A 24,411-nucleotide genomic window follows, 5' to 3' on the forward strand; every position below is an offset into this window, starting at 1 on the left:
TACCCGATGCACACGAGTGTGCTGGAAGGGGTGAACAACAAGATCAAAGTGATAAAGCGCATGGCATATGGATTTAGGGACTCAGAATACTTTTTTCTGAAAATCAAGGCGGCCTTCCCCGGAAAGCCGCGATGAACCTTTTTTATTGCCGGGGCGGTGCGATCAAACGCGCCCCCTGAGGGATTGCGGCATTGGTTTGCACCATCGGGTGACATAAGGAGATCCCATGAAATGTATCGGTCTGCTGGGTGGCATGAGCTGGGAGTCCACCGTCAGCTATTACCAGGCCCTCAACCGGGGGGTACGCGAGCGGCTCGGCGGTCTGCACTCGGCGCGGGTGCTGCTGAGCAGCGTGGATTTTGCCGGGATAGAGCGGTTGCAGCACGCCGGTGACTGGCCCGCCACCGCCCGTCTGCTGGCGGCCGAGGCCAGGGCCATCCAGGCCGGTGGCGCCGATTTTCTGCTGATCGGGACCAACACCATGCACAAGGTGGCGCCGGAGATCGAGGCCGCCATCGACATTCCCCTGCTCCACATCGCCGATGCCACGGCCCATCGCCTCCAGGCCGACGGGGTGACCCGGGTAGGCTTGCTCGGCACCCGCTTCACCATGGAGCAGGATTTCTACAAGGGGCGGCTCCAGGAGCGCTTCGGGCTGGAGGTGCTGGTGCCTGAAGACGCTGCACGGGAGCGGGTGCACCGCATCATCTATGACGAGCTCTGCCTCGGCGACATTCGCGAGTCGTCTCAGGCCGAGTATCTGGCCATCATCGCCGATCTGGCACAGGCCGGTGCCCAGGCGGTGATCCTGGGTTGCACCGAAATCGCCCTGCTGGTGGGGGCGTGCCAGGCCGCCGTGCCCCTCTATGACACCACCGCCATCCACGCCGAAGCCGCGGTGACGCTGGCCCTTGCCTGATGTGGTGCAGGCGGGGTGAGGGGGCGCCCCTCTCGGCGCCCCGCCTGTTTTTTCCTCCTTTCATAACTGTGAGTCAGCCTTCATTTCAGCAGGGCTGAAGCCGTTTTTATTGTCAATCGGCTCACATTTCCTCTTTTTGTCTCTTGAGTCCGGGGCGTCAGACGCCTAGTTTTCGATCACTGAAACGATTCAGCTTTCACAAAAACAAGAGACACGAGGATAAATCCATGTTGAAGAAACTCTCCATTGCCGTGCTGCTCGCCCTGGGCGCCACCGCGGGTCACGCCGCCGAATTTCTGCTGACCGACTCCCAGCAAGGGTTGGATGTGGGGGACTGGAAGATCACCAGCGAGAAGCTAGGCATCAAGAGCCCGGTTCCCTTCACCATCGAGAAGAAACGCCTGCACGGCGGCCGCCAGGAAGGGGTGGATCTGCTCATCGTCGACAACGGCGTCATGAAGATCACCCTGGTGCCGACCCGCGGCATGGGGATCAAGGAGGTCAAGGCGGCGGATCTGCGCCTCGGCTGGGATTCACCGGTCAAGGAGGTGGTCAATCCCGCCTTCATCGATCTCGAGAGCCGTGGGGGCCTCGGCTGGCTCGACGGCTTCAACGAGATGCTGGTGCGCTGCGGCTACGAGTGGACGGGTCATCCCGGAGTGGATGACGACGGCCGCCTCAAGAGCCTCCATGGCCGGGTGCAGAACATTCCCGCCTCCGTGGTCAGCGTGACCGTGGACGAAGAGCCGCCCTATGCCATCCACGTGCTGGGCCGGGTGGACGAGCGCACCTTCAAGATGAGCGAACTGGTCACCTGGACCCAGCTGAGCGTGGTGCCCGGTCAGGCGGAATTTGCCCTGCAGGACAAGCTGACCAACCACGCGGACTACGAGAACGAGTACCAGATCATCTATCACGGCAACTTCGGGGCCCCCATTCTGGAGGAGGGTGCCAGGGTGAGCACGCCGGTGAAGCAGATCTCCCCGTTCAATGACTACGCCAAGGCCGGACTCAAGGGTTGGCAAACCTATCTGGGGCCCACCAAGGGCTTCGACGAGATGGTGTTCAACCTGGTGCCCTACAGCGACGCCGACGGCAATACCCTGGCAGTGCTGAACAACCGGGCCGGCAACGCCGGAGTGGCGGTGGGCTACAACATCAGACAGCTGCCGGTGCTGACCCTGTGGAAGAACACCGACACCCGGGCCCAGGGCTATGTGACCGGCATCGAACCCGGTACCAGCTATGCCTACAGCACCAAGTACCAGCGCCCGCTCGGGCTGGTCCCCAAGATCCAGCCGGGGGAGACCAAGACCTTCGATCTGACCTATCGCCTGCTGCAAAATGCCGACGAGGTGAAGCAGGCCCTGGCCCAGGTGGAGAAGATCCAGGGCGGTCGGGCCACCGAGCTGCGCGAGCAACCCCTGGTCAAGCTGCCATAAGGGAGAGACGCCCAGCAAAAAGCCGCTCCATGAGCGGCTTTTTCATATCAGGCCCGTCGATCAGACGTGGCTGTACATGGCTTCTATCTCGCGCTGGTACTTGGCCTCGATGATCTTGCGGCGCAGCTTCATGGTGGGGGTGATCTCCCCGAGCTCCATGGAGAAGGCGCTCGGCAGCAGGGTGAACTTCTTCACCTGCTCGAACTTGGCCAGCTCCTTTTGCAGATCCTGAATGCGGGCCTCGAAGAACTCCATCACTCGGGAGTGGCGCAGCAGCTCGGTCTTGCACTGGTACTGCAGGTTGATGGAGCGGGCGTACTCCTCCAGGGACTCGAAGCAGGGCACGATGAGCGCCGACACGAAGTGGCGGGCATCGGCGACGATGGCAATCTGCTCGATGAAGCGATCCTTGCCGAGGGTCCCCTCGACCAGTTGCGGCGCCACGTACTTGCCGTTGGAGGTCTTCATCAGCTCCTTCAAGCGCTCGGTGAAGTAGATGTTGCCCTCGTCATCCAGCTCGCCTGCATCGCCGGTGCGCAGGAAGCCATCCTCGGTCATCACCTCGGCGGTGGCCTCCGGCTTGTTGTAGTAGCCACGCATCACGGTGGGGGCGCGCACCAGCAGTTCGTTGTTCTCGCCGAGTTTCACCTCGATGCCGTTTAGCGCCGTGCCGATGGAGCCCAGCCTGAACTGGGTGTCTTCATAGCAGCAGACGGTGGCGGTGGTCTCGGTCATGCCGTAGCCGTACTTGAGGTTGAGCCCCATGGCCTGGAAGAAGAGATTCACCTCGTCCGCGAGACGGGCGCCCGCCACCGGCAGGAAGCGGGTGCGGCCGCCGAAACGGGCGCGCAGCTTGCGAAACACCAGGCGCTCGGCAAGCCAGAGCTGGCCATAGAGCAGGGGAGAGGCGGACTTGCCCGCCTGACGGGTGGCGACCATCTGCTTGCCCACCCGGGTGGCCCAGCCGAACAGGGCGCGGCGCAGGCGCGGCGCCTGGGCGACCTTGGCCTGGATCATGGCGTAGGCCTTCTCGTAGAGGCGGGGCACGGCGCACATCACGGTGGGCTTCACCTCGCCGATGACATCCATCACCTTCTGCGGGTCGCGAATGTAGACGTTCTCGGCGCCGCAATAGAGCACGTAGTAGCTCCAGGCGCGCTCGAACACATGACTCAGCGGCAGCATGCAGAGGGAGACATCCTGCTCGCTGAGGTCGAGGCGAGCGTCATGCATCTCGAAGCAGGCGGCCATGTTGGCGAAATCGAGCATGACCCCCTTGGGTTCGCCCGTGGTGCCCGAGGTGTAGATGAGGGTCAGCAGGTCGTCCATGCGGTAGTGGCGCTCGCGCTCGCGCAGCACTTGCTCGCTGGGTTGGTGGTTGCCGGAGACGAGGAAGGTCTGGAAGTGGCTGGCCGAGGCGCAGCCGCGCAGATCGACGGTGCCGTCCAGGGCGACGATGTGGCTTATCTCGCCGCTGTCGATGAGGTGCAGCGCCTGATCGAACTGGGGCTGCTCCCCCACGAACAGCATCCTGATGCCGGCATCCTTGACGATGTAGCGCAGCTGATCGAGGGTGCTGGTGGGGTAGATGGGCACGCTGACGCCGCGGGCGGCCAGGATGCCGAGGTCGGCCTGGGTCCACTCGGGCATGTTGCGGGCATAGATGCCGACCATCTCGCCGGACTGGTGGCCCGCCCGGATCAGTCCCTGGGCGCAATAATCCATGGCCTGACCCAGGGTTCGCCAGCCGATGGCGCGCCACTGGCCATCCTGCTGGACGCGCAGGGCGGCCTTGTTGCCAAGGCGGGCAATACGCTCGCGCATCACTCTAACCAGATGAAACTGCGACATCTCACGCATCCTCAAGTAACAGTTGTGCGCCCGCAGGGGCACCAAAATCGGGGCTGGAGTTTAAACTCTAACATTACAGCTTACAAGTGTGCGCCATTTGTCCTGGATCACAAAGTCGTCAACCAGATGAGAGTGAGGCATGATAGGGGGCAGGGATCGGATTCATTCAGGGAGTTGCACCATGAATATCGGGATCAAGAGCCTGTTCACCGGCGTGTTGCTGCTGTTGGCGGGGGCAGGCGCCCTCTGGTATCTGCTGGGGGGGGCGGGGGAGCAGGATAATCCCTGGCTGAGTGGCGCCGAGGGCTATGAGCAGGCGCAGCGGCTGGCGCTGAGGGAAGGATACCCCTTGCTCTACGTGATCGAGCGCGCCAAGTGCCGACGCTGCAAGGCGCTGAATACCAGGCTGTGGCGTGCCCCCGAGATGCAATCCGCCCTGGCGGGGCTGGTGAAGGTGCGACTCAACCCGGATGCGGGGGATGGTAGCGAGCACATTCTGCGCCGCTTCCCCCAGGTTGCGACGGCCCCTGGCATCTATGTCCAGCGACCGGGTGAGCCGCTTCGCCCCATCAAGATCGCGGTGGATATCGAACAGATCTGGATGCCCGGCGTCACCTATGGTCGCGGCTTCTTCATGCCCCTCTCGGGAGCCGCCTTCGAGGCCGTGCTGAGGGTGACCCTGAGCCTGGAAGACCCCTCCATCGACAACGCGCCCCTGCCCTGAGGGGGAAGCGAAGAGGGGGAGTCAGGGAGGTCAGAGGGGGGCGTCCGCTGACGGCGGTCTGCTGCGGGTTGTCAGCCGAAGTCGAACAGACGGGACATCAGCACGGCATCCTCCCTCTCCTGCCCGGTGCCATAGTAGTCGGCGCGGCGGCAATATTCTGCAAACCCCTCGCTCTCGTAGAGGTTGATGGCGGTGCGGTTGCCGGCCCTGACCTCCAGGAACCAGGCCTCGGCCTTGCCGGCCTTGCTGCGGGCCAGGTACTCCCTGAGCAGCGCCCGCCCCAGCCCCTTGCCCTGAAAATCGGGATGCACGCAGAGATTCATCAGGGAGCTGTCTCCCGCCACCAGATCCGAGATGTAGAAACCGGCCGGTCGTCCGTCCACCAGCATCAGGCCGTTGAGATAGCGCGGCCCGAAGCAGGAGAGCAGGTTGGCCTGGCTCCAGGGCTCCTGGTGGGCGGCCTGCTCGATGGGGTAGATGGCTTCGAAGTCCGATTCGAGCAGGGGGCGAAAGTGGGGCAAGAGGTCAGACATGGTCACTCCGGACGGGATTCAGGCTTGCGATGGACACCATGGCCGTGCCATGGTCGTGAGCATCAAGGGGTGTGGCGCTGCCGGCACTGCTGCCAGAGGGCGCGCTTGTGCGCCCCATCGGGCTTGAGCGGGCAGACCAGGGCATCGGGCCAGCGAGGGTCCGGCGCCGTCAGCCAGAGCAGGGGCGAAGTGGCCCCCGCGGGCAGGGAAGGCATCTCGGACAGCAGGGAGACCTCGTCCGTGCCAAGGCCGAGCCAGCGGCAGATGTCCCCGAACAGGGAGGGCGCGGGCAGCGTCTCTGCCAGCAGCCAGAGCTTGCCGGTCGGCAGAGGGGCAGTCTCCTGCGGGGCCAGCACCTCGTCGGCGGGCGTGTTTGCCGGCTGCGCGGCGCCGTCGGGGCTGGTGCCTCCCGCCAGGAGTCGGCCTCTTTGTTGCCAGAGGGGGATGCCCATGCGGGCCAGAATGCGCTGGCGCAGCGGGTCCAGCAGGGGATCTTGCATGGCGAAGGCTCACTCTTGATCTGCGTTGGGGTAAATAATGATGCGCAGAGTACACTCTCGCGGGATTTGCTGCACCCCGGACGTGCGCTTTTCGCCCTGTGGCGATGGCAAACGAGCGCCCCCCGGGGGCAGAGATGACAGACAATGAGAGTGGGGCGGGGCCAGAGGCCGGACCCCGTCACCACGGATGACCTATCAGCTTCGGAACTGTGCCTATGCCGCCTTTAGCCCAGAATACTGTTCGTGCCACCCCCATTCATGAGCGCCTGCCACGGCTCCTTTCCGCCCTTGGTGAGGGACTGTATGAGCGCCAGGATGCCCTGCGGCTCGGCCTGCTGGCGGCCCTGAGTGGCGAGAGCGTCTTTCTGCTGGGCCCCCCGGGCATCGCCAAGAGCCTGATCGCGCGGCGCCTCAAGCTGGCGTTTCAGGATGCCCGCCATTTCGAATACCTGATGACCCGTTTCAGTACGCCGGAGGAGGTGTTCGGCCCCCTCTCCATCCAGGCGCTCAAGGAGGATGGCAAGTACCTGCGGTTGACCAGCGGCTACCTGCCGGAGGCCGAGGTGGTCTTCCTCGACGAGATCTGGAAGGCGGGCCCCGCCATCCTCAACACCCTGCTCACCGCCATCAACGAGCGGCAGTTTCGCAACGGCGACAGCCAGCACCCCATTCCCATGCGGCTGCTGGTCACCGCCTCGAACGAGCTGCCTGCCCCGGACAGCGGGCTGGAGGCGCTCTACGACCGCATGCTGGTGCGGGTCTGGATGGACAGGGTGCAGGAGAAATCCAACTTCCAGGCCATGCTGGCGAGCGATGGCCAGTCCCATCAGAACCTGACCCCCTCGGTGCAGATTCGGGGGGAAGAGTACGACGCCTGGCAGGATGCCATCGAGCAGGTGCGCCTGCCGGACGCCTGTTTCGAACTCATCTACCAGCTGCGCCAGCAGCTCGACAGTCAGCTCGGGCACGGCTGCTATGTCTCGGATCGGCGCTGGAAGAAGGCGGTGCGGCTCATCAAGGCGAGCGCCTTCTTCAATGGCCGCGATGAGGTGGCTCCCCTGGATCTGCTGCTGTTCAAGGATTGCCTCTGGCACGACGAGGCTTCCCGCACCGCGCTGCTGGAGATGATCGGCGAGTTTTCCCGCCTCTACGGCTACCAGCAACTGGCGCTGACCCGGGAGCTGCTCTCCCTGCGCGAGCAGTTCAAGCAGTTGCAGGGGGCGGTCGCCCTGCGCATCGGCTGCAAGGCGGTCAAGCGCAAGCAGTGGTTCGGCCGCCGCGCCCGCGGCACCGAACTGCCGCTGGCCAAAGCCAGGCCGTTCGGCAAGCTGGTGCACTTCCAGCTGCTCACCCCGGCGCCCCTGGATGGCAGCGATCCCGAGCGCCTCACCGGCACCCTCACCTTTGATCGCACCCTGCTCTCTCACTGGCACCCCACCGGGGAGGCGCTGGTGGGTTGGCCCCTCGGCAACCCCAAGGAGGGGCACTACGAGCTGGTGCTGGACGAGCAGTTGCGGCTGCACGTGCTGGATATCCAGCGCCAGCCCGTGCCCCTGATGCTGGTGGAGCGCACCCCCATCCCCGAGGTAGTGATGGCCCCCTGGCTGTCGGCCCTGGACGACCTGACGGGCCAGGTGAACCGGGTGCTGCAAAACCTCAAGGGCCAGCGCAACCTGTTCGACCGTCACCAGCCCCATCTGTTCGTGGGGGACCACTGGCTGCGTCAGGTGGAGGACAGCTTCTTCGTGCTGAGCCGGGACCTGGAGCGGCTGGGGGCCGAGCTGCAGCAGTGGCGGGATCGTCTGCCTCTTCTCGATGCACAGGGGTGACGTCGCGTCTGACGTGGGGCTGGTGAAATAAACAGGATGAAAAACATGTTTAGTCAGCATGATATTCCATCACATCTCAACGCCCGGGGTGGCCCATGCTAGAGATCGGCATGATGGACCTGGGGCTGCTCATGGGGGAGGGGGAGCTGGCGGGGGAGATGGCGCTGCTGCTTGCCTCCACCCCCAAGATCTCCGAGTTCCTGAAGCGCTCGCCCCTGCAGGGGAAGCTGCTCAGAAAGCGAATCCAGACCTGGAGCGAACAGCTTGGGGAGGAGATGCGCCACAAGCCGGTGCCGGTGGCCCTCGAGCGGGAATACCTGCTCTATCAGGCCCACCGGCAACTGCCCCTGCCGGAGCTGGTGGGGCGCCTGCCCGCCCTGCTGGAAGCCCTTGAGCAGCACAGCCCTTTTGCGGGGGATGCCCGCAGCCTGGTGCGCCAGATAGTGGCCCAGCCCACCGAGGGGCTGCGCCAGCTCTTCATCGAGAAGTGGCGCGCCAGCCTGGTGGGCAGCCTGTTGCAGTTGCAGCAGCAGATAGCGGAGGCGGAGCGGGAGAAGCAGCGCCAGGAGATAGAGGATCAACTGCTGGCCAACCGGACCCTGGCCGATGCCCTGGATCCGCACCAGATCTCCGCCGGGGGGCTCTGGGATCTGGCCCAGGGGAGCTGGCACAAGCGCAGCCTGGCGCTGGTGAAGCAGTACGCCCGCATGTTGCAGCAGGAGCCTCTGCTCGCGGAGATTGCCGCCCTGCTTGGGCGCAGCGAGCGGGAGCGGCGCAGCGAGGACAGGACGCTGCCGCCGGTGCCTGTGCACGAGCTGGAGGAGGTGCAAAGTGACGATGTGCCCGACGATCTGGTGGGGGTGCACCCGGCCAGCGATCTGATGCGCCTCCTGCCGAGCGAGGCGGTGATGCTGGCGCTGCCGGAGCTGGAGCTGGAGTTCTATCGCCGTTATCTGGAGCGGCGCCTGCTGAGCTACCAGTCGCGGGGCACCCTGCCGCGCCAGCGTCTGATGCTGCGCTCCCCCGAGCAGGGAGGGCAGGAGGTGCAGCCGCGGGGCCCCTTCATCGTCTGCGTCGATACGTCAGGTTCCATGGGGGGCTATCCGGAGGAGTGCGCCAAGGCGCTGTTTCTCGCCCTGCTCAAGGGGGCGATGGAGGAGAAGCGGGGCTGCTATCTGATGCTCTTCTCCACCGAGGTGGTGACCCTGGAGATCACCGCCGACACCGGGCTTGAGAAGGCGGAGCGCTTTCTCTCCATGAGTTTTCACGGGGGGACCGATCTGGTGCCCTGCCTGGAGCAGGCCCTGACCCAGCTCGAACAACCCGCCTTTGCCAAGGCCGACGTGCTGGTGATCTCCGACTTCATCGCCCAGAACCTGCCCCACGCCCTGCTCGAGCGGATGAACCGGCGACGGGCGCAGCAGACACGCTTCCATGCGGTCGCCATGTCCCGTCACGCCAAGGCGGCCATTTTGCGGGTGTTCGACAACAGCTGGCTGCTCGATTGCGGCCTGCGTGGACGCCTGCTGCGGCGCTGGCAGCGCCATTGAGGGCGCTCAGGCTCAGAGCGTGGGCCTGTGGTAGAGGCCCCGTTCGTTGACCTGCTCCTGATCCAGCAGCGGCTGACCGCTTGGCTGGGCAATGTAAAAACCCCGCTTGCCGCTGCGCTTGACCCTGTACATGGCCTGATCCGCCCGGGCCAGCGCCGCGCCGAAATCGTCCTGGGGCCGGATGGCCGCAATTCCCATGCTCAGTCCCACCGAGGCGTCCCCGTTGGGCAGCTCGAAGGGGGTGGCGATGGCATCGATGCACTGGCGGGCGAGGTTGCTGGTGCGGGGATCGTCGCACGCCCAGGGCAGCAGCAGCACGAACTCGTCCCCGCCGATGCGCCCCAGCCGTACCTCCTCGCCGCAGCAGTGGCGAAGGCGCTGGGCAAGGGAAACCAGCAGTTCGTCACCTGCCCGGTGGCCCAGGTTGTCGTTCACCAGCTTGAAGTCATCGAGATCGATGAAACAGATGGCCTGGTACTCCCCGGGAAAGTGGCGGTGCAGCGCGGTGCGGTTGAACAGGCCGGTGAGGGGATCCCGGTGGGCAAGCTGGGCGAGCTGCTGCTCGTACTCCTTCTCGTGGGTGATGTCGATGTGGGTGCCCATCACCCGGACGGGGTTGCCCTGATCATCCCGCTCCACCACCCGGCCCCGGTCCAGCACCCAGGTGGTCTTGCCATCCTTGGCGATCATGCGGTGCATCGCCTGATAAAACGGGCTCTTGCCCTCCAGATGATCGAAGAAGGCCTGCAGCACCTGCTCCCTGTCCTCCGGGTGCAGGTGGGCGCGCCAGACGTCGAAGTGGGCCGACAGCTCCTTGGGCTGGTAACCGAGCATGGAGCCCCAGCGCCGGTTGAAGATGATGAGTTTGCCGGTGGGCACATGGTTCTGCCAGATGCACAGGCCGGTGCCGTCCATGGCTGCGTCCAGCTTCTCCCGCGCGTCATCCGCGATGCGTTTGAGACGCTCGTTCTCCAGCAACAACCTGTCGTAAGCCTCCCTCAGCTCCTCGTAGGTCATTCCTCATCCCTTCCCCTGTTCGAAAGCATATATAGTCGATGCACTCTACTCCTTCTGTAAAGAAGGGGATAGGGGAGGCTCTCGTCCGATATGAGGCGTTTTCCCACCCTCTGACGGCTGTGCGCCCAGAGTCTGTGGGGATATGATGACAGCGATGAGCGTGGCGTCCGGCCGGTGAAGAGGAGAAAAAGTCCGCATGAAGATCCTGATGGGATGTGGCCTGTTGCTGTGGCTGGGGGTTGCCCTGGCCCAGGCGGCGCCACTGGCCGGGCACGAGTTGCAGCTGGCGTTGCAGCAGCTGGAAGAGTCGGCGATGCCGGTGCAGGTGTTTCGCGAGCGCGTCGCCGCCCTGGTTGCCGGACAGGCACACTATCCGCCCGAGGTGCAGGGGCGTCTTGCCCGGCTGCAGTGCTGGGCCCTGCCGGGTGAACGGGACGAGGAGTTTCGCCGCGCGGTGGCGTTTGCCGAGCAGGGGCTGGCACAGGCCCGTGCCCGCAAGGACAGGGTCACCGAGGTGGGGTTGCTCGCCTGTCGCGGCTATCACCGGCAACTGCTCGGCAACATGGCCGGGGCCGGGGAGGATTACGACGCCGCCCTGACCCTGGCTCGCCGGCTCGGGGATGAGCGTCAGCGTGCCGACATCCTGAGCCTGCGGGGGGAGATGTACTCCTACCAGGGGGAGCTGGCGGAGGGGCTGATGGATCTCATCGATGCCCACCAGCGATACGAGGCGCTCGAGCTGGAGGCCAAGGGGCGCGAGGTGCTCGCCAATATTGCCAATGCCTATCGCAGGATGGGGCTCTATGAGCGGGCCGAGAGCTATTTCAAGGAGCTGGAGCACGACTACCGGCAGCTCGGGGTCGAGGAGTACCTGGTGGACATTCACAGCCAGCAGGGGCTCCTCTACATCGACACCGAAGAGTACGACAAGGCGCTGCCCCTGATGGCCGAAGCGGAGCGTTACTATATGGGATCAAACCAGGAAGGGGTCCTGGCCTGGAGCCGGATAGAGCTGGCCACTATCCTGCAGAAACAGGGCAAGCCGGACCAGGCCATGATCAAGCTCGATCAGGCGGCAGCCTCCCTTCATCAGGGGGAGGGGGCGGACAGCGTCACCCTGGGCCACTGGAACCTCGTCATGGCCGAGGTCCTCGAGGCCCTGAACCGACCCGGCGAGGCGCTGCGGCACCTGGACGAGGCCGAGCCCATCTTTACCCGGGAGCAGAACCTGCGCTTCCTCGCCCGGGTGCATGAGACACGGGCCCGGGTGCTGGAGCGTCAGGGGCACATCCAGTCGGCCCTCACCAGCCTCAAGACCTATGTCGAGACCCGCCAGGCCCTCGAGCTCAGATTGCGGGAACAGCGCTCCTTGCAGATGCGTTTCGAGTTCGATCTCGCCCGCAAGGAGCTGGAAAACCAGACCCTCAGGTCCCAGCAGCAGTTGCAGGCGGAGAAACTCAAGCAGTTGCAGGAGCGGCGCTACTGGCAATACCTGGTGGTGGCCCTGCTGGTGGTGGTGATGGGCACCCTGGTGGTGCACCAGCGCGGGCGAACCCGCAAGATGCAGCGCCTCGCCATGACGGACGAACTGACCGGCATCCACAACCGGCGCCAGATCCAGGCCAAGGGGCGCAAATGGTTCACCCAGGCGCGGGAGGAGGGCAACCCCCTGTGCGTGCTGCTGCTGGATGTGGATCACTTCAAGAAGGTGAACGACCAGCTTGGCCACCACGTGGGGGACAGGGTGCTCACCGCCGTGGCCCAGTGCATCGAGGAGCAGTTGCGCAGCCTCGACAGGGTGGGGCGCAACGGCGGCGAGGAGTTTCTGGTGCTGCTGCCGGATACCCTCCTGGGCGAGGCCGTCGAGGTGGCGGAGCGGATCCGCCTCGCCGTCGCCTGCCTCGAGATTGAGGGAGTGCCTGCGGATCACCCCATCCACATCAGCATCGGCTGCGCCCAGTACAAACCCGAGGATGACAACCTGGGCGAGCTGGTACGCCGGGCCGACGAGGCCATGTACCAGGCCAAGCTGGCGGGGCGCAACCGGGTGATGACGGCCCGGTGAGGCCGACCCCGGGCCCCCGTGATAGCGGGCTGGGTATTTTTCACTCGCGCGGGTATAATGCCGCGCAATTTTGCTTTGATCCGGGGCCAGACCCATGTAATGCAACGCGCTTCTCCTGTCTCCACCGGCGGTCACTGACCCGCCCGCGTGGTGTCGTTGTCTGCATGGGCGCCCTGATTCCAAGGTGCTGTCCCGCATTTTTCCCACGGTGGCTCCAGGCCGCCGCTCAATAGAAGAACGTCGAATTATGTCAGCTGAATTTCTGAGTGAAGTCTCCAAGAGACGCACTTTTGCGATCATCTCGCACCCGGATGCGGGTAAAACCACCATCACCGAAAAGGTCCTGCTGTTCGGACAGGCCATTCAGCGGGCCGGTACCGTCAAGGGCCGTGGCTCGGGCCAGCACGCCAAATCCGACTGGATGGAGATGGAGAAGCAGCGCGGTATCTCCATCACCACTTCCGTGATGCAGTTCCCCTACGCCGACTGCCTGGTCAACCTGCTCGATACCCCGGGTCACGAGGACTTCTCCGAAGATACCTACCGTACCCTCACGGCGGTCGACTGCTGCCTGATGGTCATCGACGCCGCCAAGGGTGTTGAAGACCGGACCCGCAAGCTGATGGAAGTGACCCGTCTGCGGGATACCCCCATCCTCACCTTCATGAACAAGCTGGACCGCGAAGTGCGCGATCCGATGGAGGTCATGGACGAGGTGGAGCGCGAGCTCAACATCATGTGCGCCCCCATCACCTGGCCTATCGGCTGTGGCAAATCCTTCAAGGGTGTCTATCACCTCTACAAGGACGAGACCTATCTCTATCAGAGCGGTCAGGGCCACACCATCCAGGAGAAGCGGGTGGTCAAGGGGTTGAACAACCCCGAGCTGGATGCCGCCATCGGCGACGATCTGGCTGCCCAGCTGCGTGGCGAGCTGGAGCTGGTGCAGGGCGCCTCTCCCGAGTTCGATCACGCTGCCTTCATCGCCGGCGAGATGACCCCGGTCTTCTTCGGGACCGCCCTCGGCAACTTCGGTGTCGACCACATGCTGGATGGCCTGACCGACTGGGCGCCAGCCCCCATGCCGCGCAAGGCCGAGAGCCGCGAAGTGGTGGCGACCGAGGAGAAGTTCTCCGGTTTCGTGTTCAAGATCCAGGCGAACATGGACCCGAAACACCGCGACCGTATCGCCTTCATGCGTATCGTGTCAGGCACTTACTCCAAGGGCATGAAGATGCGTCACGTGCGCATCGGCAAGGACGTGAACATCTCCGACGCCGTCACCTTCATGGCCGGTGACCGTGAACAGGCGGTCGAGGCCTGTGCCGGCGACATCATCGGTCTGCACAACCACGGCACCATCCAGATCGGCGACACCTTCACCCAGGGTGAAGATCTCAAGTTCACCGGCATCCCGAACTTCGCGCCGGAACTGTTCCGCCGCATCCGCCTGCGTGACCCCCTCAAGCAGAAGCAGCTGCTCAAGGGGCTGGTGCAGCTCTCCGAAGAGGGGGCGGTGCAGGTGTTCCGTCCGCTCATCAGCAACGACCTCATCGTCGGTGCGGTCGGTGTGCTGCAGTTCGACGTGGTGGTCTCGCGCCTCAAGAGCGAGTACAACGTCGAGGCCATCTACGAGGCGGTCAACGTCGCCACCGCCCGCTGGGTGGAAGGGACCGACGTCAAGAAGTTCGAGGAGTTCAAGCGCAAGAACGAGGTCAACCTGGCCCTCGATGGGGGTGACAACCTCACCTATATCGCGCCGACCATGGTCAACCTGCGCCTGGCCCAGGAGCGTCACCCGGACGTTCACTTCCGCCAGACCCGCGAACACTGATCACCCCGCCCGCGCACAGCGGGTGGCGGATGACCAGAGAGACCCCGCTTCGGCGGGGTTTTTTGTTATGGGGCGTGTCATTGGAAGGGGCGTAGATCCCCATCCGGGGCTTGATGATTGAATAAAAACCCAGGATAAGTGATTTTAATTTCACCCATAGAGAGGGACATGTCCGTCACCCAACCCGTAAAGGCGCAGTTTGCCGCCTACAATGCCCACGACCTCGACGCCTTCGTGGCCTGCTTTGCCCCGGATTTCAAAGGCTATCGCATGCCGACCGAGACGCCGAGCACAGTCGGCAAGGGGGCGCTGCGGGCCTTCTATGCACAGCACAGATTCAACAACCCGCTGCTCAAGGCCGAGCTGCTGTCACGCACCGTCTTGGGCAACAAGGTGTTTGATCACGAGCTGATCCACGGCCTCTCCCCCGAGCCCATCGAGAGCGTGGCGGTGTTCGAGGTGAAGGAGGGTCTTATCCAGACCGCCTGGTTCTATTTCCCTTCCTGAGCGCCGCGACACGGGCCTGCCGGCGACAAAGCTGGTATAAGAGAAAGTTCCCTGCGGGCATCCCCTGGTCTGCCCGCGTCTGGACAATAACAAGGAGTACACCATGCTTGGACGCATCACCCACCTCTTCCCGCTTTGGGCCCTGCTGTTTTCCCTGCTGGCCTACTGGCAGCCCGAGCCCTTCGTCGGCCTCAAGGGCCAGATAGTGCCGCTGCTGACCATCATCATGCTGGCCATGGGGCTGACCCTCAAACCCCAGAACTTCCTCGACGTGGTGCGCAACAAGAAGGCCATCGGCCTCGGGCTGGTATTGCAGTTCAGCGTGATGCCGCTGGCCGCTCTGCTGGTCAGCCTGTTGCTGGGCTTTGATGCCGAGTTGACCGTGGGCATGGTGCTGGTGGGCAGCGTCGCCGGTGGCACCTCTTCCAACGTGATGTGCTATCTGGCCAAGGGCGATGTGGCTCTCTCCATCACCATGACAGCTCTCTCCACCCTGCTCGGGGTCTTCGTCACCCCCCTGCTGGTGCAGCTGCTGGCTGGCAAGAGCGTCGACGTGCCGGTGCTGGACATGCTGCTGAGCCTGGTGAAGATAGTGCTGATCCCCGTGGTGTTCGGGGTGGTTGCCAATGTCTTCCTCCACTCCCTGACGGCACGTATCGAGCCCGTGCTGCCGCTCGTCTCCATGGCCGCCATCGTCATGATCATCGCCATCGTGGTCGCCCTCAACGCAGGGCAGTTCGCCAGCATCGGCCCCATCGTGGCGCTGGCGGTGATCCTGCACAACGGCATCGGCATTGCGGCGGGCTACTGGGTCAGTCACTGGCTGGGCTTTGAGGAGCGGATCTGCCGCACCGTGGCCTTCGAAGTGGGGTTGCAGAATTCTGGCCTCGCCACGGCGCTGGCCATGAAGTTCTTCACTCCCGCCTCGGCCATGGCTGGTACCCTCTTCTCGGTCTGGCACAACCTGTCCGGCTCGCTGCTGGCCGGGGTCTGGGCCAAGCGACCGCTTTCCCGGCCTGCTGGGACCCTGGAGCAGCGCGCTGGCTGATCAGGGGGCGACAGATGAAACAACAAGGGGCCATGGGCCCCTTGTTGTTGTTTGAGCTAGTCGAGCGCCAGCACCATGCAGATCTCGCAGGCGTCGTGGCCCGTGCAGCCAAGGGGCCCCGGCAGGTGTTCGAAGCCCAGGGATTCATAGAGGGCGGTGGCTTCCCGCAGCACGGCGGTGGTCTCCAGATAGCAGCGCTGGTAACCCAGGGCGCGAGCCTCGGCCAGCGCCTGCAAGACCAGCCGCCGTCCCAGGCCCAGCCCCCGCAGGGCGGGCAGGAAGTACATCTTCTGCAGCTCGCACACATCCGGTGCCCCCGCCAGCGGCGCTATGCCGCCCCCGCCAAGAATGGTGCCGTCCGGCCCCTCAATCACCCAGTAGCGGCTGCGTTCCCCCTGATAGGTCTCGTGGAGAAAATCGAGGTTGGGATCCGCCACCCCGTACCCCTTGTCGGCGGTGAGGCCGTATTCGGCGGAGACGGCGCGCACCACGGCGGCGATCCGGGGATTGTCGGCCGGGGTGATGGGGCGGATGACGAAGCCCTGCTGGCGGCGGGCGCGGGAGAGGGCGCTGCGATAGAGCCGCATGCCCTCCCAGATCTGCTCGCACTCGGCGGGGGAGAGTTGGGCCAGGGCCCCCGCCATGGTCTCGTCCATCTGCCGGTGCAGCTCCTCAAGCTGTGCCTTGCCCGGCTCGGTGAGGCTCGCCTCCTTGCTGCGCCCGTCAGAGGGGTGGGGTTGCCAGGCGATCAGCTCCCGCTCGGCGAGGCGGGCCAGGGGGCGGCTGGCGTTGGATTTGTCGATGCGAAGGCGCTCGGCAAGCTGCTGGTTGGTGGCGGGACCGTTCTCCAGCTCGATGAGCAGGTGGGCCTCCAGTGGGCTCAGGGCCAGCGAGCCGCACTGCTGGGAGAGCATGCCGAGTTCGCGTACCAGTTCCCTCGACAGGGCGCGCAGGGGGCGGGGATCCATGGGGTTGTCTCCTTGTGATGGTATTTGGTTGTTGTGCGCAACCAATACCATCTTTTGGTTGTTGGTGACAACCATTTGCGTGAAAAAGGGCGAAAGGCAGGCAGAAAAAAGGGCCCGGGAGAGGGCCCAAACATTGGAAACCCGCGCGGGGGCGCGGATCCCATCCTTGGTCAGGCAAGGCGCCGGCGAGGGTTAGACCAGCTCGGCCAGCATGGTGTCGGCATAGGGGGTCAGCGCCTCTCCCTGCTTCACCTTGGCGAGGTAGTCCGGGTTGGCGATGAGGGGGCGACCGATGGCGACGAGGTCGAAGCGGTCCGCCTCAATGGCCTCGAGCGCGGTCTCTGCGCTGTAGTTGCCCACTCCCACCAGGTGGCCGTCGTAGCGGGCACGCAGGTAGTCGGAGGCGCGGCCGTCCAGGTAGTCGAAGGTGAGGCTGTCATCGAAGATACCCAGGTGCAGATAGGCCAGAGTACGCTGGTTCAGCTCGGCCAGCAGGTGGTCGAACACGGCGCGATCCCGGGCATCCCCTTCCAGGTGCACATAGGCGCCGGGGGAGAGACGAAGGCCGGTGCGATCCCCGCCGATGCGGGCGGCGATGGCATCCACCACCTCCAGCGCGAAGCGGCTCATGTTCTCGGGGCTGCCGCCGTAGTTGTCGGTGCGCAGGTTGCTGGCGTGGTGCAGGAACTGATCGATGAGGTAGCCGTTGGCACCGTGGATCTCTACCCCGTCAAAGCCCGCTTCGATGGCGTTGGCGGCGGCCTGGGCGTAATCCTCGACCAGCTGGGCGATTTCGCTCCCGGTCAGGGCGCGCGGCACCTGATAGACCAGCTCGCGCATGCGCGGCACCGTGCCCTCATGGGCGACGGCGGAGGGGGCCAGCACTTCGGCGTGGTGGAAGAAGGGGTGGGAGAGACGGCCCACGTGCCACAGCTGGGCGAAGATCTTGCCACCGTTGGCATGCACGGCGCTGGTCACTTTCTTCCAGCCGGCGATCTGTTCGGCGCTGTAGAGCCCCGGGGTATTGGGGTAGCCCTGCCCGTCCGGACGGATGATGGTGGCTTCGGAGATGATGAGGCCGATGTCGGCGCGGCGGCTGTAGTAGGCGGCCATCTGTTCGGTGGGCACCAGACCCGGGCCCGCCATGCAGCGGGTGAGGGGGGCCATCATGAAACGGTTCGCGAGGGTGAGGGTGTCGTTGAGGCGATAGGGCTGAAACAGGGTATTCATGATCGTCTGTCCTGAGGGAGTGATTCTTGAACGGGCATTCAAGACGTTTTTTGGTTTGTGTGCAAGTATTTTTTGAGCAAGCATTCAACATGGATTGACGGGGGAGGCTGGGGTAAACTTGCCGCCCTGTTTTTTCCGTCCCGCGGGACCTTGCCACCGGAGACCCCATGCGCAGCGCCGAATACGATCGGGATGCCGTCTTGCGAAACGCCATGGAAGCCTTTCGCGCCAAAGGCTATGCCAAGACCACCATGCAGGAGCTGGTGGCCGCAACCGGCCTGCACCCGGGCAGCCTCTATGCCGCCTTTGGCAACAAGCGCGGCCTGCTGCTGGCGGCGGTCGATCACTATGTGGCAGAGAAGGGGGCCCTGCGCCGCCGCTGCCTGGCACAGCCCAGCCCGCTGGCGGGGCTGCACGCCTTCCTCGAGCAGGTGGTGGACGATGCCCTGCAGGGCTCCTGCCTGCTGACCCGCACCCTGATGGAGCTGGCGGAGCAGGACGAGGAGCTGCACCTTCGCTTCAAGGCCATCTACGGCGAGCTGGAACAGGATCTGGCCGGGCAGCTGGCCCTGGCAAAGGCGCAGGGAGAGCTGGCAAAAGAGGGGGACATCCCCACCCTGACCGCCTTCTTGCAGGTCCATATCCAGGGACTGGTCACCTTCGCCCAGTGCCACCCCGACCGCCCTCTGCTGGCCGGTGTCGTCGCCCGGATGATGAGCGCCCTGCGGGCGTGATGGCGAGGATGGAAACAACAAAGGCTCCCGCGGGAGCCTTTGTTGTTGCTGGGAATGCCACACGCAGCAGGGGTTTTGCCCCCTTCTCCCGCTCATTTACAAAAGAATGGGAGGAGGGTTGGGGATGAGGGGGCGGAACTGCCAGCCGCAGCCGCTTAGCCCGGATTCACCAGATCCTTCATCAACGTCTTCAACCAGATCAAGGCGGGTTGCTGCGCATGCACCGGGTGCCAGACACAGTTGAGGTGATAGTCCGGCACGTCGTCGGGCAGGGGCAGGCTTTTCAGCGGCCAGTGGCTGGCGAGCAGCTCCGCCACCATGCTGGGCAGCACCAGCAGGTGATCGCTCTGGCTCACGATGGTGGCGGCGGACATATAGCTCTGGCTGTTGACCGAGATGGTGCGGCTATGGCCCAGGCTCTGCAAATAGCGGTCGAGGCTCGCCTCCGAGGTGCCGAGCGGCGAGTGGAACACATGGGGCATCTCGATTAGCTGGTCGAGGGTGATGCGCTCCTCCTCCAGCTCCAGGGTGGCGCGCACCAGACCGGCCAGGGGTTCGGTGAGCCAGGTCTCCTTGCCCAGATACCCCGGCACCTGCATGTACTCGTCAAACCCCAGCACGAGATCTATCTCGCCGCTCGCCAGCTCGGCTTCGGGCAGGGTATCGCGCAGGATGCGGATTTCGATGGTGACGCCGGGGGCCAGCTTCCTGAGGCGCTGGATAAGGGGGGGGATCAGCACGCACTCCACGTAATCCGTGGTGCAGAGCACGAAGCGGCGCTTCGACTGGCGCGGCGCGAACTCGTCTTCCTCCCAGAGTTGCTGCTCCAGCAGCCGCAGTGCCTGCTGCACCCCCAGGTGCAGGCGCTGGGCCCGGGGAGTCGGCAACATCCCCTGGGGCGTGCGCACCAGCAGCGGGTCGCCGAGAAAGGCCCGCAACCGGCCGAGGGAGTGGCTCATGGCGGGCTGGCTGATAAAGAGCGATTCGGCGGCGCGCGTCACGCTCCCTTGCGTCATCAGGGCGTCAAAGGCGAGCAGCAGATTGAGGTCGAGCTGGTGCAGTTTCATGGGGGGGATTATTCGCCGTGTTTATGGGACAATTAATCCTATTCATTTGATGGATGGGCGCGCAACTTCTTACACTGCGACCCACTCTTATTTTTTCAGGGTTCCCAGGCAAATCGGGGGCCTCAATCCATGCAAGGAGCCTTGCGATGAGCATCAAGACCATGAATTCCACGCCGGCCGCCGACGGCTTCACCATGCCCGCCGAGTGGGCTCACCAGCAGGCCGTCTGGATGATCTGGCCGTTCCGCCCGGACAACTGGCGCGTCGCCGGTCGCTTCGCGCAAGCCACCTTCGCCAAGGTGGCCGATGCCATCGGGCAAGCCACCCCGGTCTTTATGGGGGTGCCGGCCCAGTTTATGGAGCAGGCTCGCGCCATCATGCCCGCCCACGTCACCCTGGTCGAGATGAACAGCGATGACTGCTGGGCCCGCGATACCGGCCCCACCATCGTTACCAACGCGGCCGGCGAGTGCCGTGGGGTGGATTGGGGCTTCAACGCTTGGGGCGGCCACAAGGGTGGTCTCTACTATCCCTGGGATCAGGACGAGAAAGTGGCGGCCCGGATGCTGGAGCAGCACGGCATGGATCGTTACGCCGCGCCGCTCATTCTGGAAGGGGGCTCCATCCACGTGGATGGCGAAGGCACCTGCCTGACCACCGCCGAGTGCCTGCTCAACGAGAACCGCAACCCGCACCTGACCAAGGATCAGATCGAGGCTCACCTGCGCGACTATTTGGGCGTCACCAGCTTTATCTGGCTGGACGAAGGCGTCTACATGGACGAAACCGACGGCCACATCGACAACATGTGCTGCTTCGTGCGTCCGGGTGAAGTGGCCCTGCACTGGACTGACGATCAGAACGATCCCCAGTACGCCCGCTCCGTGGCCGCCCTCAAGGTGCTGGAAGCGGCGGTCGATGCCAAGGGGCGCAAGCTGAAAGTGTGGAAGCTGCCCCAGCCGGGCCCGCTCTACTGCACTGAAGAGGAGTCTGCTGGCGTCGAGAGCGGTACCGGTGTGCCGCGCGAGGCAGAAGGCCGTCTGGCCGGTTCCTACGTGAACTTCCTTATCACCAACGATCGCATCGTCTATCCGCTGCTGGATGCCGCCACCGATGGCGAAGCCCAGCGCATTCTGGAAGAGATCTTCCCGGAGCACACCGTGATCGGCGTACCGGCTCGCGAGATCCTGCTGGGCGGTGGCAATATTCACTGCATTACCCAGCAGATCCCTTCAGGTCAGTAAGCTGGTCGAAGAGTGTAGAAATTCAAAACCCCACGCCGTGGGGTTTTATCCCTTGATGACGTGATGGTCGCAGGCGCCGATGCGGCGATCATCATGACAAACAGTCACCCTTTTACAGGAGATCCCCATGATCGAAGTGACCGAGGTTTCCATTGCCGAGCTGCGTGCCGCGCTCGAATCAGGCCGCACCACCGCGGTCGAACTGGTCGAGGCCTATCAGGCCCGGATCGCCGCCTATGACGGCCCCGAGACACAAACCCGCCTCAATGCCGTCGTGGTGCCCAACCCCGATGCCCTGAAAGAGGCGCAAGATTCCGATGCCCGACGCGCCCGTGGGGAAACCCTGGGGCCGCTCGACGGCATCCCCTACACCGCCAAGGACAGCTATCTGGTCAAGGGGCTGACCGCCGCCTCCGGCAGCCCGGCCTTCAAGGATCTGGTGGCCCAGCGCGATGCCTTTACCGTCGAGCGCCTGCGCGCCGCCGGTGCCATCTGCCTTGGCAAGACCAATATGCCCCCCATGGCCAATGGCGGCATGCAGCGCGGCGTCTATGGCCGCGCCGAGAGCCCCTACAACGCCGACTACCTGACCGCGCCCTTTGCCTCCGGCTCCTCCAACGGGGCCGGCACTGCCACCGCCGCCAGCTTCTCCGCCTTCGGTCTGGCGGAAGAGACCTGGTCGAGCGGCCGGGGTCCTGCGTCCAACAACGGCCTGTGTGCCTACACCCCGTCCCGTGGCGTGATTTCGGTGCGCGGCAACTGGCCCCTGACCCCGACCATGGACGTCGTCGTGCCCTACGCCCGCACCATGAATGATTTGCTGGAAGTGCTGGATGTGGTGGTCGCCGACGATGCCGAGACTCGCGGCGATCTCTGGCGCATGCAGCCCTGGGTGCAACTGCCCAAGGCCTCCGAGGTGCGTCCGGCTTCCTATCTGGATCTGGCTGCCAAGGCCGATGCCCTCAAGGGCAAGCGCCTCGGCGTGCCGCGCATGTTTATCAACAAGGATGAACTGGCCGGCACCAGCGAGCACCCCGGCATCGGCGGCCCGACCGGTCAGCGCATCCATACCCGTCCGTCCGTGATTGCCCTCTGGGAAGAGGCGCGCAAGGCGCTGGAAGCTGCGGGCGCAGAAGTCATCGAAGTGGACTTCCCGCTGGTTTCCAACTGCGAAGGGGACAGACCCGGCGCGCCGACCGTGTTCAATCGCGGCATCGTGAGCCCGGAGTTTCTCAACGACGAGCTGTGGGAGCTATCCGGCTGGGCCTTCGACGACTTCCTGCGTGCCAACGGCGATCCCAAGTTGAACAAACTTGAAGATGTCGATGGGCCGAAGATCTTCCCCCACGATCCGGGCACCCTGCCGAACCGCGAGGGCGATCTCGCGGCGGGCATGGACGAGTACGTCAAGATGGCCAAGCGCGGCCTGAAATCCTGGGACGAGATCGCCACAGTGCCGGACGGCCTGCGTGGGCTGGAGAAGACCCGCAAGCTGGACTTGGAAAACTGGATGGACGGGCTCAAGCTCGACGCCGTGCTGTTCCCCACCGTCGCCGACGTCGCCCCGGCTGATGCGGATGTGAATCCGGCCTCCGCCGATATCGCCTGGAGCAACGGCATCTGGGTTGCCAACGGCAACCTCGCCATTCGCCACCTCGGCGTGCCGACCGTTACCGTCCCCATGGGCATCATGGCCGATATCGGTATGCCGGTGGGCCTGACCTTCGCCGGCCGCGCCTATGACGACAACAACCTGCTGCGCGTCGCCTCGGCCTTCGAGTCCACCGGCAGCAAGCGCAGGGTGCCGCCACGCACGCCGCCGTTGGGGTGAGATTCGCTCGGCGTGTGACTCATCTAATAAGGCTCCCGATGGGAGCCTTATATTTATCAGTTCAGAGGTTCAGGCGAGACAACCTCTCTTGCCAACTGACTGATATTACCGTCGGGTGCTTGACGCTTTGCTGAGCACCTCTATGACCCTAAATGTATGGAGATGGTATTCACCTGACAGTTGCCCACAAAAGGGAGTGGTCATACGGCTTCAAACCGGATAACAAAACGGTACCCCTACCGTGTTATCCGGAGTCACCGTATGACCACCAACGAGAAAGTAGCACGTCGTAAACTCAGTCTGCTAGAGCTCGCCAAAGAGCTCAATAACGTCAGTAAAGCCTGCAAGCTCATCGGCTACAGCCGTCAGCAGTTCTACGAAATTCGCCGTAACTACCAGACCTATGGCGCCGAGGGCTTGCTCGACAAACTCCCCGGCTGTAAAGGCGCTCATCCCAACCGGGTCGCTCCCGAGATTGAGCAAGCCATCCTCGATTACTCTCTCACCAGACCAACCCATGGCCCGCTGCGGGTCGCGCAAGAACTGGCTCTGCAAGGCATCAACGTCAGTGCAGGCGGTGTGCGTGGCGTGTGGCAACGTCACGACTTGCTCTCCAAGCATGACCGCTTGTTGCGCCTCGAGAAAACCCACCGGGAGCAGACCATTGAGCTCAATGACGAGCAGATCCGCCTGTTAGAACGCTTCAGCCCCGAGTTTCGCGAACGCCAGATTGAGGTCCACTACACCGGAGAACTGGTAGCGGTTGACACCTTCTTCGTCGGCGCGCTCAAGGGGGTTGGCAAGGTGTATCTGCAAACCGTGCTGGACTGCTACAGTCGCCATGCCTGGGGACGGCTCTACACCAGCAAGCTGCCGGTGACCTCGGTTCATGTGCTCAATGAAACGGTACTGCCGTTCTTCGAAGCCCATGAGGCTCGGGTCTATACCATCCTGTCAGATAACGGGCGCGAGTTCTGTGGGCGCCCAGACCATCATCCCTACGAGCTGTTTCTGCAACTGGAGGGAATTGAACACCGGACAACCAAGGTACGCAGGCCGCAGAGCAACGGTTTTATCGAGCGACTGCATCGCACACTGCTGGATGAACACTTCCGTATCAAGGGGAGAACGACCTGGTATGAGTCGGTAGAACAGATGCAGACAGACCTGGATAGCTACCTGGGACACTACAACACCCAGCGGCCACATCAGGGCAGGATGATGGAGGGTCAGACCCCCTACAGCATGTTCAAGAAGGGTCTGAAATTGATACCGAAGGAAGTGCGCACTAAAGTAGCGTAAACAAGACACCGGTTTGAGGCCGGTGTCAGGTGATAACTAGATCTGTACAAAAAAACCACCCGTTATGCGGGTAATGCCAGTCAGTTAAGCCTGACTGGCATTGTTTTTACTAGGTTTTCTCGTCGCATACTTCTGTGGTTTGGCTTTGATGCACCTTGGGTAACTTCGTTCTCGGCGGGCGGGTAACTTGAACTGCTCTGCCTGTTTGTCCAACTC

The 24,411-nt window shown here is 63.9% G+C and carries 21 protein-coding genes; 14 read left to right on the plus strand and 7 right to left on the minus strand.

Translation table 11 applies throughout. The features are described 5' to 3' along the window. From J9889_RS14640 to J9889_RS14650, 3 genes are all read left to right on the plus strand, one after another. On the plus strand, positions 1-135 hold a 135-nt coding region (locus J9889_RS14640), incomplete at its 5' end, for a transposase (RefSeq protein WP_210538105.1). A 91-nt stretch (positions 136-226) separates the two neighbouring features. After that, complete coding sequence (locus tag J9889_RS14645) at positions 227-919, plus strand: aspartate/glutamate racemase family protein (RefSeq protein WP_202041178.1); 693 nt, start codon at positions 227-229, stop codon at positions 917-919. A 227-nt stretch (positions 920-1,146) separates the two neighbouring features. Then, positions 1,147-2,361 carry an aldose 1-epimerase family protein gene (locus J9889_RS14650; protein ID WP_103260801.1) on the plus strand — a complete coding sequence of 405 codons (1,215 nt, stop codon included), beginning with the start codon at positions 1,147-1,149 and terminating at the stop codon, positions 2,359-2,361. 60 nt (positions 2,362-2,421) lie between these two features. Here J9889_RS14650 and J9889_RS14655 read toward each other — a convergent pair whose 3' ends face one another. After that, positions 2,422-4,212 (minus strand): long-chain fatty acid--CoA ligase, encoded by a 1,791-nt coding sequence (locus tag J9889_RS14655; RefSeq protein ID WP_103244259.1) that lies wholly within the window; start codon positions 4,210-4,212, stop codon positions 2,422-2,424. Positions 4,213-4,393: 181 nt separating this feature from the next. On the opposite strand from J9889_RS14655, the gene J9889_RS14660 reads away from it, so the two are divergent. Continuing rightward, positions 4,394-4,936, plus strand: a complete 543-nt coding sequence (locus J9889_RS14660; protein WP_042016521.1) for a hypothetical protein — start codon at positions 4,394-4,396, stop codon at positions 4,934-4,936. Between the two features lie 71 nt (positions 4,937-5,007). Here the strand turns inward: J9889_RS14660 and rimI are convergent, their stop codons facing one another. Together rimI and J9889_RS14670 are read right to left on the minus strand one after the other, a co-directional pair. Further along, a complete protein-coding gene (gene rimI / locus J9889_RS14665; protein WP_103255305.1) occupies positions 5,008-5,457 on the minus strand; it encodes a ribosomal protein S18-alanine N-acetyltransferase in 450 nt (149 codons plus the stop codon). Between the two features lie 74 nt (positions 5,458-5,531). Continuing rightward, positions 5,532-5,969 (minus strand): DNA polymerase III subunit psi, encoded by a 438-nt coding sequence (locus J9889_RS14670; RefSeq protein ID WP_210557168.1) that lies wholly within the window; start codon positions 5,967-5,969, stop codon positions 5,532-5,534. A gap of 215 nt (positions 5,970-6,184) precedes the next feature. Between J9889_RS14670 and J9889_RS14675 the strand changes: the two genes are divergently transcribed. Both J9889_RS14675 and viaA read left to right on the plus strand, forming a co-directional pair. After that, complete coding sequence (locus J9889_RS14675; RefSeq protein WP_201997552.1) at positions 6,185-7,798, plus strand: ATPase RavA domain-containing protein; 1,614 nt, start codon at positions 6,185-6,187, stop codon at positions 7,796-7,798. 95 nt (positions 7,799-7,893) lie between these two features. Then, on the plus strand, positions 7,894-9,348 hold the full coding sequence (gene viaA, locus J9889_RS14680) for an ATPase RavA stimulator ViaA (protein ID WP_201985499.1): 1,455 nt from the start codon (positions 7,894-7,896) through the stop codon (positions 9,346-9,348). 12 nt (positions 9,349-9,360) lie between these two features. On the opposite strand, the gene J9889_RS14685 is transcribed toward viaA, so the two are convergent. After that, entirely contained in the window at positions 9,361-10,365 is a 1,005-nt protein-coding gene (locus tag J9889_RS14685; protein WP_104455296.1) for a sensor domain-containing diguanylate cyclase, read from the minus strand. A gap of 196 nt (positions 10,366-10,561) precedes the next feature. On the opposite strand from J9889_RS14685, the gene J9889_RS14690 reads away from it, so the two are divergent. The 4 genes from J9889_RS14690 to J9889_RS14705 all read left to right on the plus strand — a co-directional run bounded on the left by J9889_RS14690 (position 10,562) and on the right by J9889_RS14705 (position 15,819). Beyond that, positions 10,562-12,430: a diguanylate cyclase gene (locus tag J9889_RS14690; protein WP_210557170.1), complete on the plus strand. Its 1,869-nt coding sequence runs from the start codon at positions 10,562-10,564 to the stop codon at positions 12,428-12,430. Between the two features lie 244 nt (positions 12,431-12,674). Then, positions 12,675-14,264, plus strand: a complete 1,590-nt coding sequence (prfC, locus tag J9889_RS14695; RefSeq protein WP_104453182.1) for a peptide chain release factor 3 — start codon at positions 12,675-12,677, stop codon at positions 14,262-14,264. 168 nt (positions 14,265-14,432) lie between these two features. Continuing rightward, positions 14,433-14,771, plus strand: coding sequence for a nuclear transport factor 2 family protein (locus J9889_RS14700; protein WP_128273809.1), 339 nt, complete (start codon positions 14,433-14,435; stop codon positions 14,769-14,771). A gap of 103 nt (positions 14,772-14,874) precedes the next feature. Next, complete coding sequence (locus J9889_RS14705; protein ID WP_210557172.1) at positions 14,875-15,819, plus strand: bile acid:sodium symporter family protein; 945 nt, start codon at positions 14,875-14,877, stop codon at positions 15,817-15,819. A gap of 56 nt (positions 15,820-15,875) precedes the next feature. On the opposite strand, the gene J9889_RS14710 is transcribed toward J9889_RS14705, so the two are convergent. Together J9889_RS14710 and J9889_RS14715 are read right to left on the minus strand one after the other, a co-directional pair. Further along, the gene (locus tag J9889_RS14710) at positions 15,876-16,787 is read right to left on the minus strand and encodes a bifunctional helix-turn-helix transcriptional regulator/GNAT family N-acetyltransferase (RefSeq protein WP_080990037.1); all 912 of its coding nucleotides are present in this window, start codon (positions 16,785-16,787) and stop codon (positions 15,876-15,878) included. Positions 16,788-16,979: 192 nt separating this feature from the next. Next, positions 16,980-18,017 carry an alkene reductase gene (locus tag J9889_RS14715; protein ID WP_210557174.1) on the minus strand — a complete coding sequence of 346 codons (1,038 nt, stop codon included), beginning with the start codon at positions 18,015-18,017 and terminating at the stop codon, positions 16,980-16,982. 167 nt (positions 18,018-18,184) lie between these two features. Here J9889_RS14715 and J9889_RS14720 point away from each other — a divergent pair, with 167 nt between their 5' ends. After that, positions 18,185-18,751, plus strand: coding sequence for a TetR/AcrR family transcriptional regulator (locus J9889_RS14720; RefSeq protein WP_010672924.1), 567 nt, complete (start codon positions 18,185-18,187; stop codon positions 18,749-18,751). A 155-nt stretch (positions 18,752-18,906) separates the two neighbouring features. Here J9889_RS14720 and J9889_RS14725 read toward each other — a convergent pair whose 3' ends face one another. After that, on the minus strand, positions 18,907-19,818 hold the full coding sequence (locus J9889_RS14725) for a LysR family transcriptional regulator (protein WP_210557178.1): 912 nt from the start codon (positions 19,816-19,818) through the stop codon (positions 18,907-18,909). A gap of 146 nt (positions 19,819-19,964) precedes the next feature. Between J9889_RS14725 and aguA the strand changes: the two genes are divergently transcribed. The 3 genes from aguA (at position 19,965) to J9889_RS14740 (ending at position 24,195) form a co-directional block, all read left to right on the plus strand. Next, complete coding sequence (gene aguA / locus J9889_RS14730; protein WP_210557180.1) at positions 19,965-21,062, plus strand: agmatine deiminase; 1,098 nt, start codon at positions 19,965-19,967, stop codon at positions 21,060-21,062. Positions 21,063-21,189: 127 nt separating this feature from the next. Continuing rightward, entirely contained in the window at positions 21,190-22,893 is a 1,704-nt protein-coding gene (locus tag J9889_RS14735; RefSeq protein WP_210557185.1) for an amidase, read from the plus strand. A gap of 261 nt (positions 22,894-23,154) precedes the next feature. Next, entirely contained in the window at positions 23,155-24,195 is a 1,041-nt protein-coding gene (locus J9889_RS14740; RefSeq protein WP_104452167.1) for an IS481-like element ISAs19 family transposase, read from the plus strand. Positions 24,196-24,411 lie beyond the last annotated feature (216 nt).

This window comes from Aeromonas sp. PrichA-15, assembly GCF_017939245.1.
GTDB classification, from domain to species: Bacteria; Pseudomonadota; Gammaproteobacteria; order Enterobacterales; family Aeromonadaceae; genus Aeromonas; species Aeromonas caviae.

What these genes read in the sequence shown, in the direction of transcription:
- J9889_RS14655 (WP_103244259.1), bottom strand. Translation starts at nt 4,212, where the DNA reads ATGTCGCAGTTTCATCTGGTTAGAGTGATGCGCGAGCGTATTGCCCGC.
- J9889_RS14675 (WP_201997552.1), top strand. Translation starts at nt 6,185, where the DNA reads ATGCCGCCTTTAGCCCAGAATACTGTTCGTGCCACCCCCATTCATGAG.
- J9889_RS14735 (WP_210557185.1), top strand. Translation starts at nt 21,190, where the DNA reads ATGATCGAAGTGACCGAGGTTTCCATTGCCGAGCTGCGTGCCGCGCTC.
- J9889_RS14705 (WP_210557172.1), top strand. Translation starts at nt 14,875, where the DNA reads ATGCTTGGACGCATCACCCACCTCTTCCCGCTTTGGGCCCTGCTGTTT.
- J9889_RS14700 (WP_128273809.1), top strand. Translation starts at nt 14,433, where the DNA reads ATGTCCGTCACCCAACCCGTAAAGGCGCAGTTTGCCGCCTACAATGCC.
- J9889_RS14715 (WP_210557174.1), bottom strand. Translation starts at nt 18,017, where the DNA reads ATGAATACCCTGTTTCAGCCCTATCGCCTCAACGACACCCTCACCCTC.
- J9889_RS14660 (WP_042016521.1), top strand. Translation starts at nt 4,394, where the DNA reads ATGAATATCGGGATCAAGAGCCTGTTCACCGGCGTGTTGCTGCTGTTG.
- viaA (WP_201985499.1), top strand. Translation starts at nt 7,894, where the DNA reads ATGCTAGAGATCGGCATGATGGACCTGGGGCTGCTCATGGGGGAGGGG.
- aguA (WP_210557180.1), top strand. Translation starts at nt 19,965, where the DNA reads ATGAGCATCAAGACCATGAATTCCACGCCGGCCGCCGACGGCTTCACC.
- J9889_RS14740 (WP_104452167.1), top strand. Translation starts at nt 23,155, where the DNA reads ATGACCACCAACGAGAAAGTAGCACGTCGTAAACTCAGTCTGCTAGAG.
- J9889_RS14670 (WP_210557168.1), bottom strand. Translation starts at nt 5,969, where the DNA reads ATGCAAGATCCCCTGCTGGACCCGCTGCGCCAGCGCATTCTGGCCCGC.
- J9889_RS14685 (WP_104455296.1), bottom strand. Translation starts at nt 10,365, where the DNA reads ATGACCTACGAGGAGCTGAGGGAGGCTTACGACAGGTTGTTGCTGGAG.
- J9889_RS14725 (WP_210557178.1), bottom strand. Translation starts at nt 19,818, where the DNA reads ATGAAACTGCACCAGCTCGACCTCAATCTGCTGCTCGCCTTTGACGCC.
- J9889_RS14720 (WP_010672924.1), top strand. Translation starts at nt 18,185, where the DNA reads ATGCGCAGCGCCGAATACGATCGGGATGCCGTCTTGCGAAACGCCATG.
- J9889_RS14645 (WP_202041178.1), top strand. Translation starts at nt 227, where the DNA reads ATGAAATGTATCGGTCTGCTGGGTGGCATGAGCTGGGAGTCCACCGTC.
- J9889_RS14710 (WP_080990037.1), bottom strand. Translation starts at nt 16,787, where the DNA reads ATGGATCCCCGCCCCCTGCGCGCCCTGTCGAGGGAACTGGTACGCGAA.
- J9889_RS14690 (WP_210557170.1), top strand. Translation starts at nt 10,562, where the DNA reads ATGAAGATCCTGATGGGATGTGGCCTGTTGCTGTGGCTGGGGGTTGCC.
- J9889_RS14650 (WP_103260801.1), top strand. Translation starts at nt 1,147, where the DNA reads ATGTTGAAGAAACTCTCCATTGCCGTGCTGCTCGCCCTGGGCGCCACC.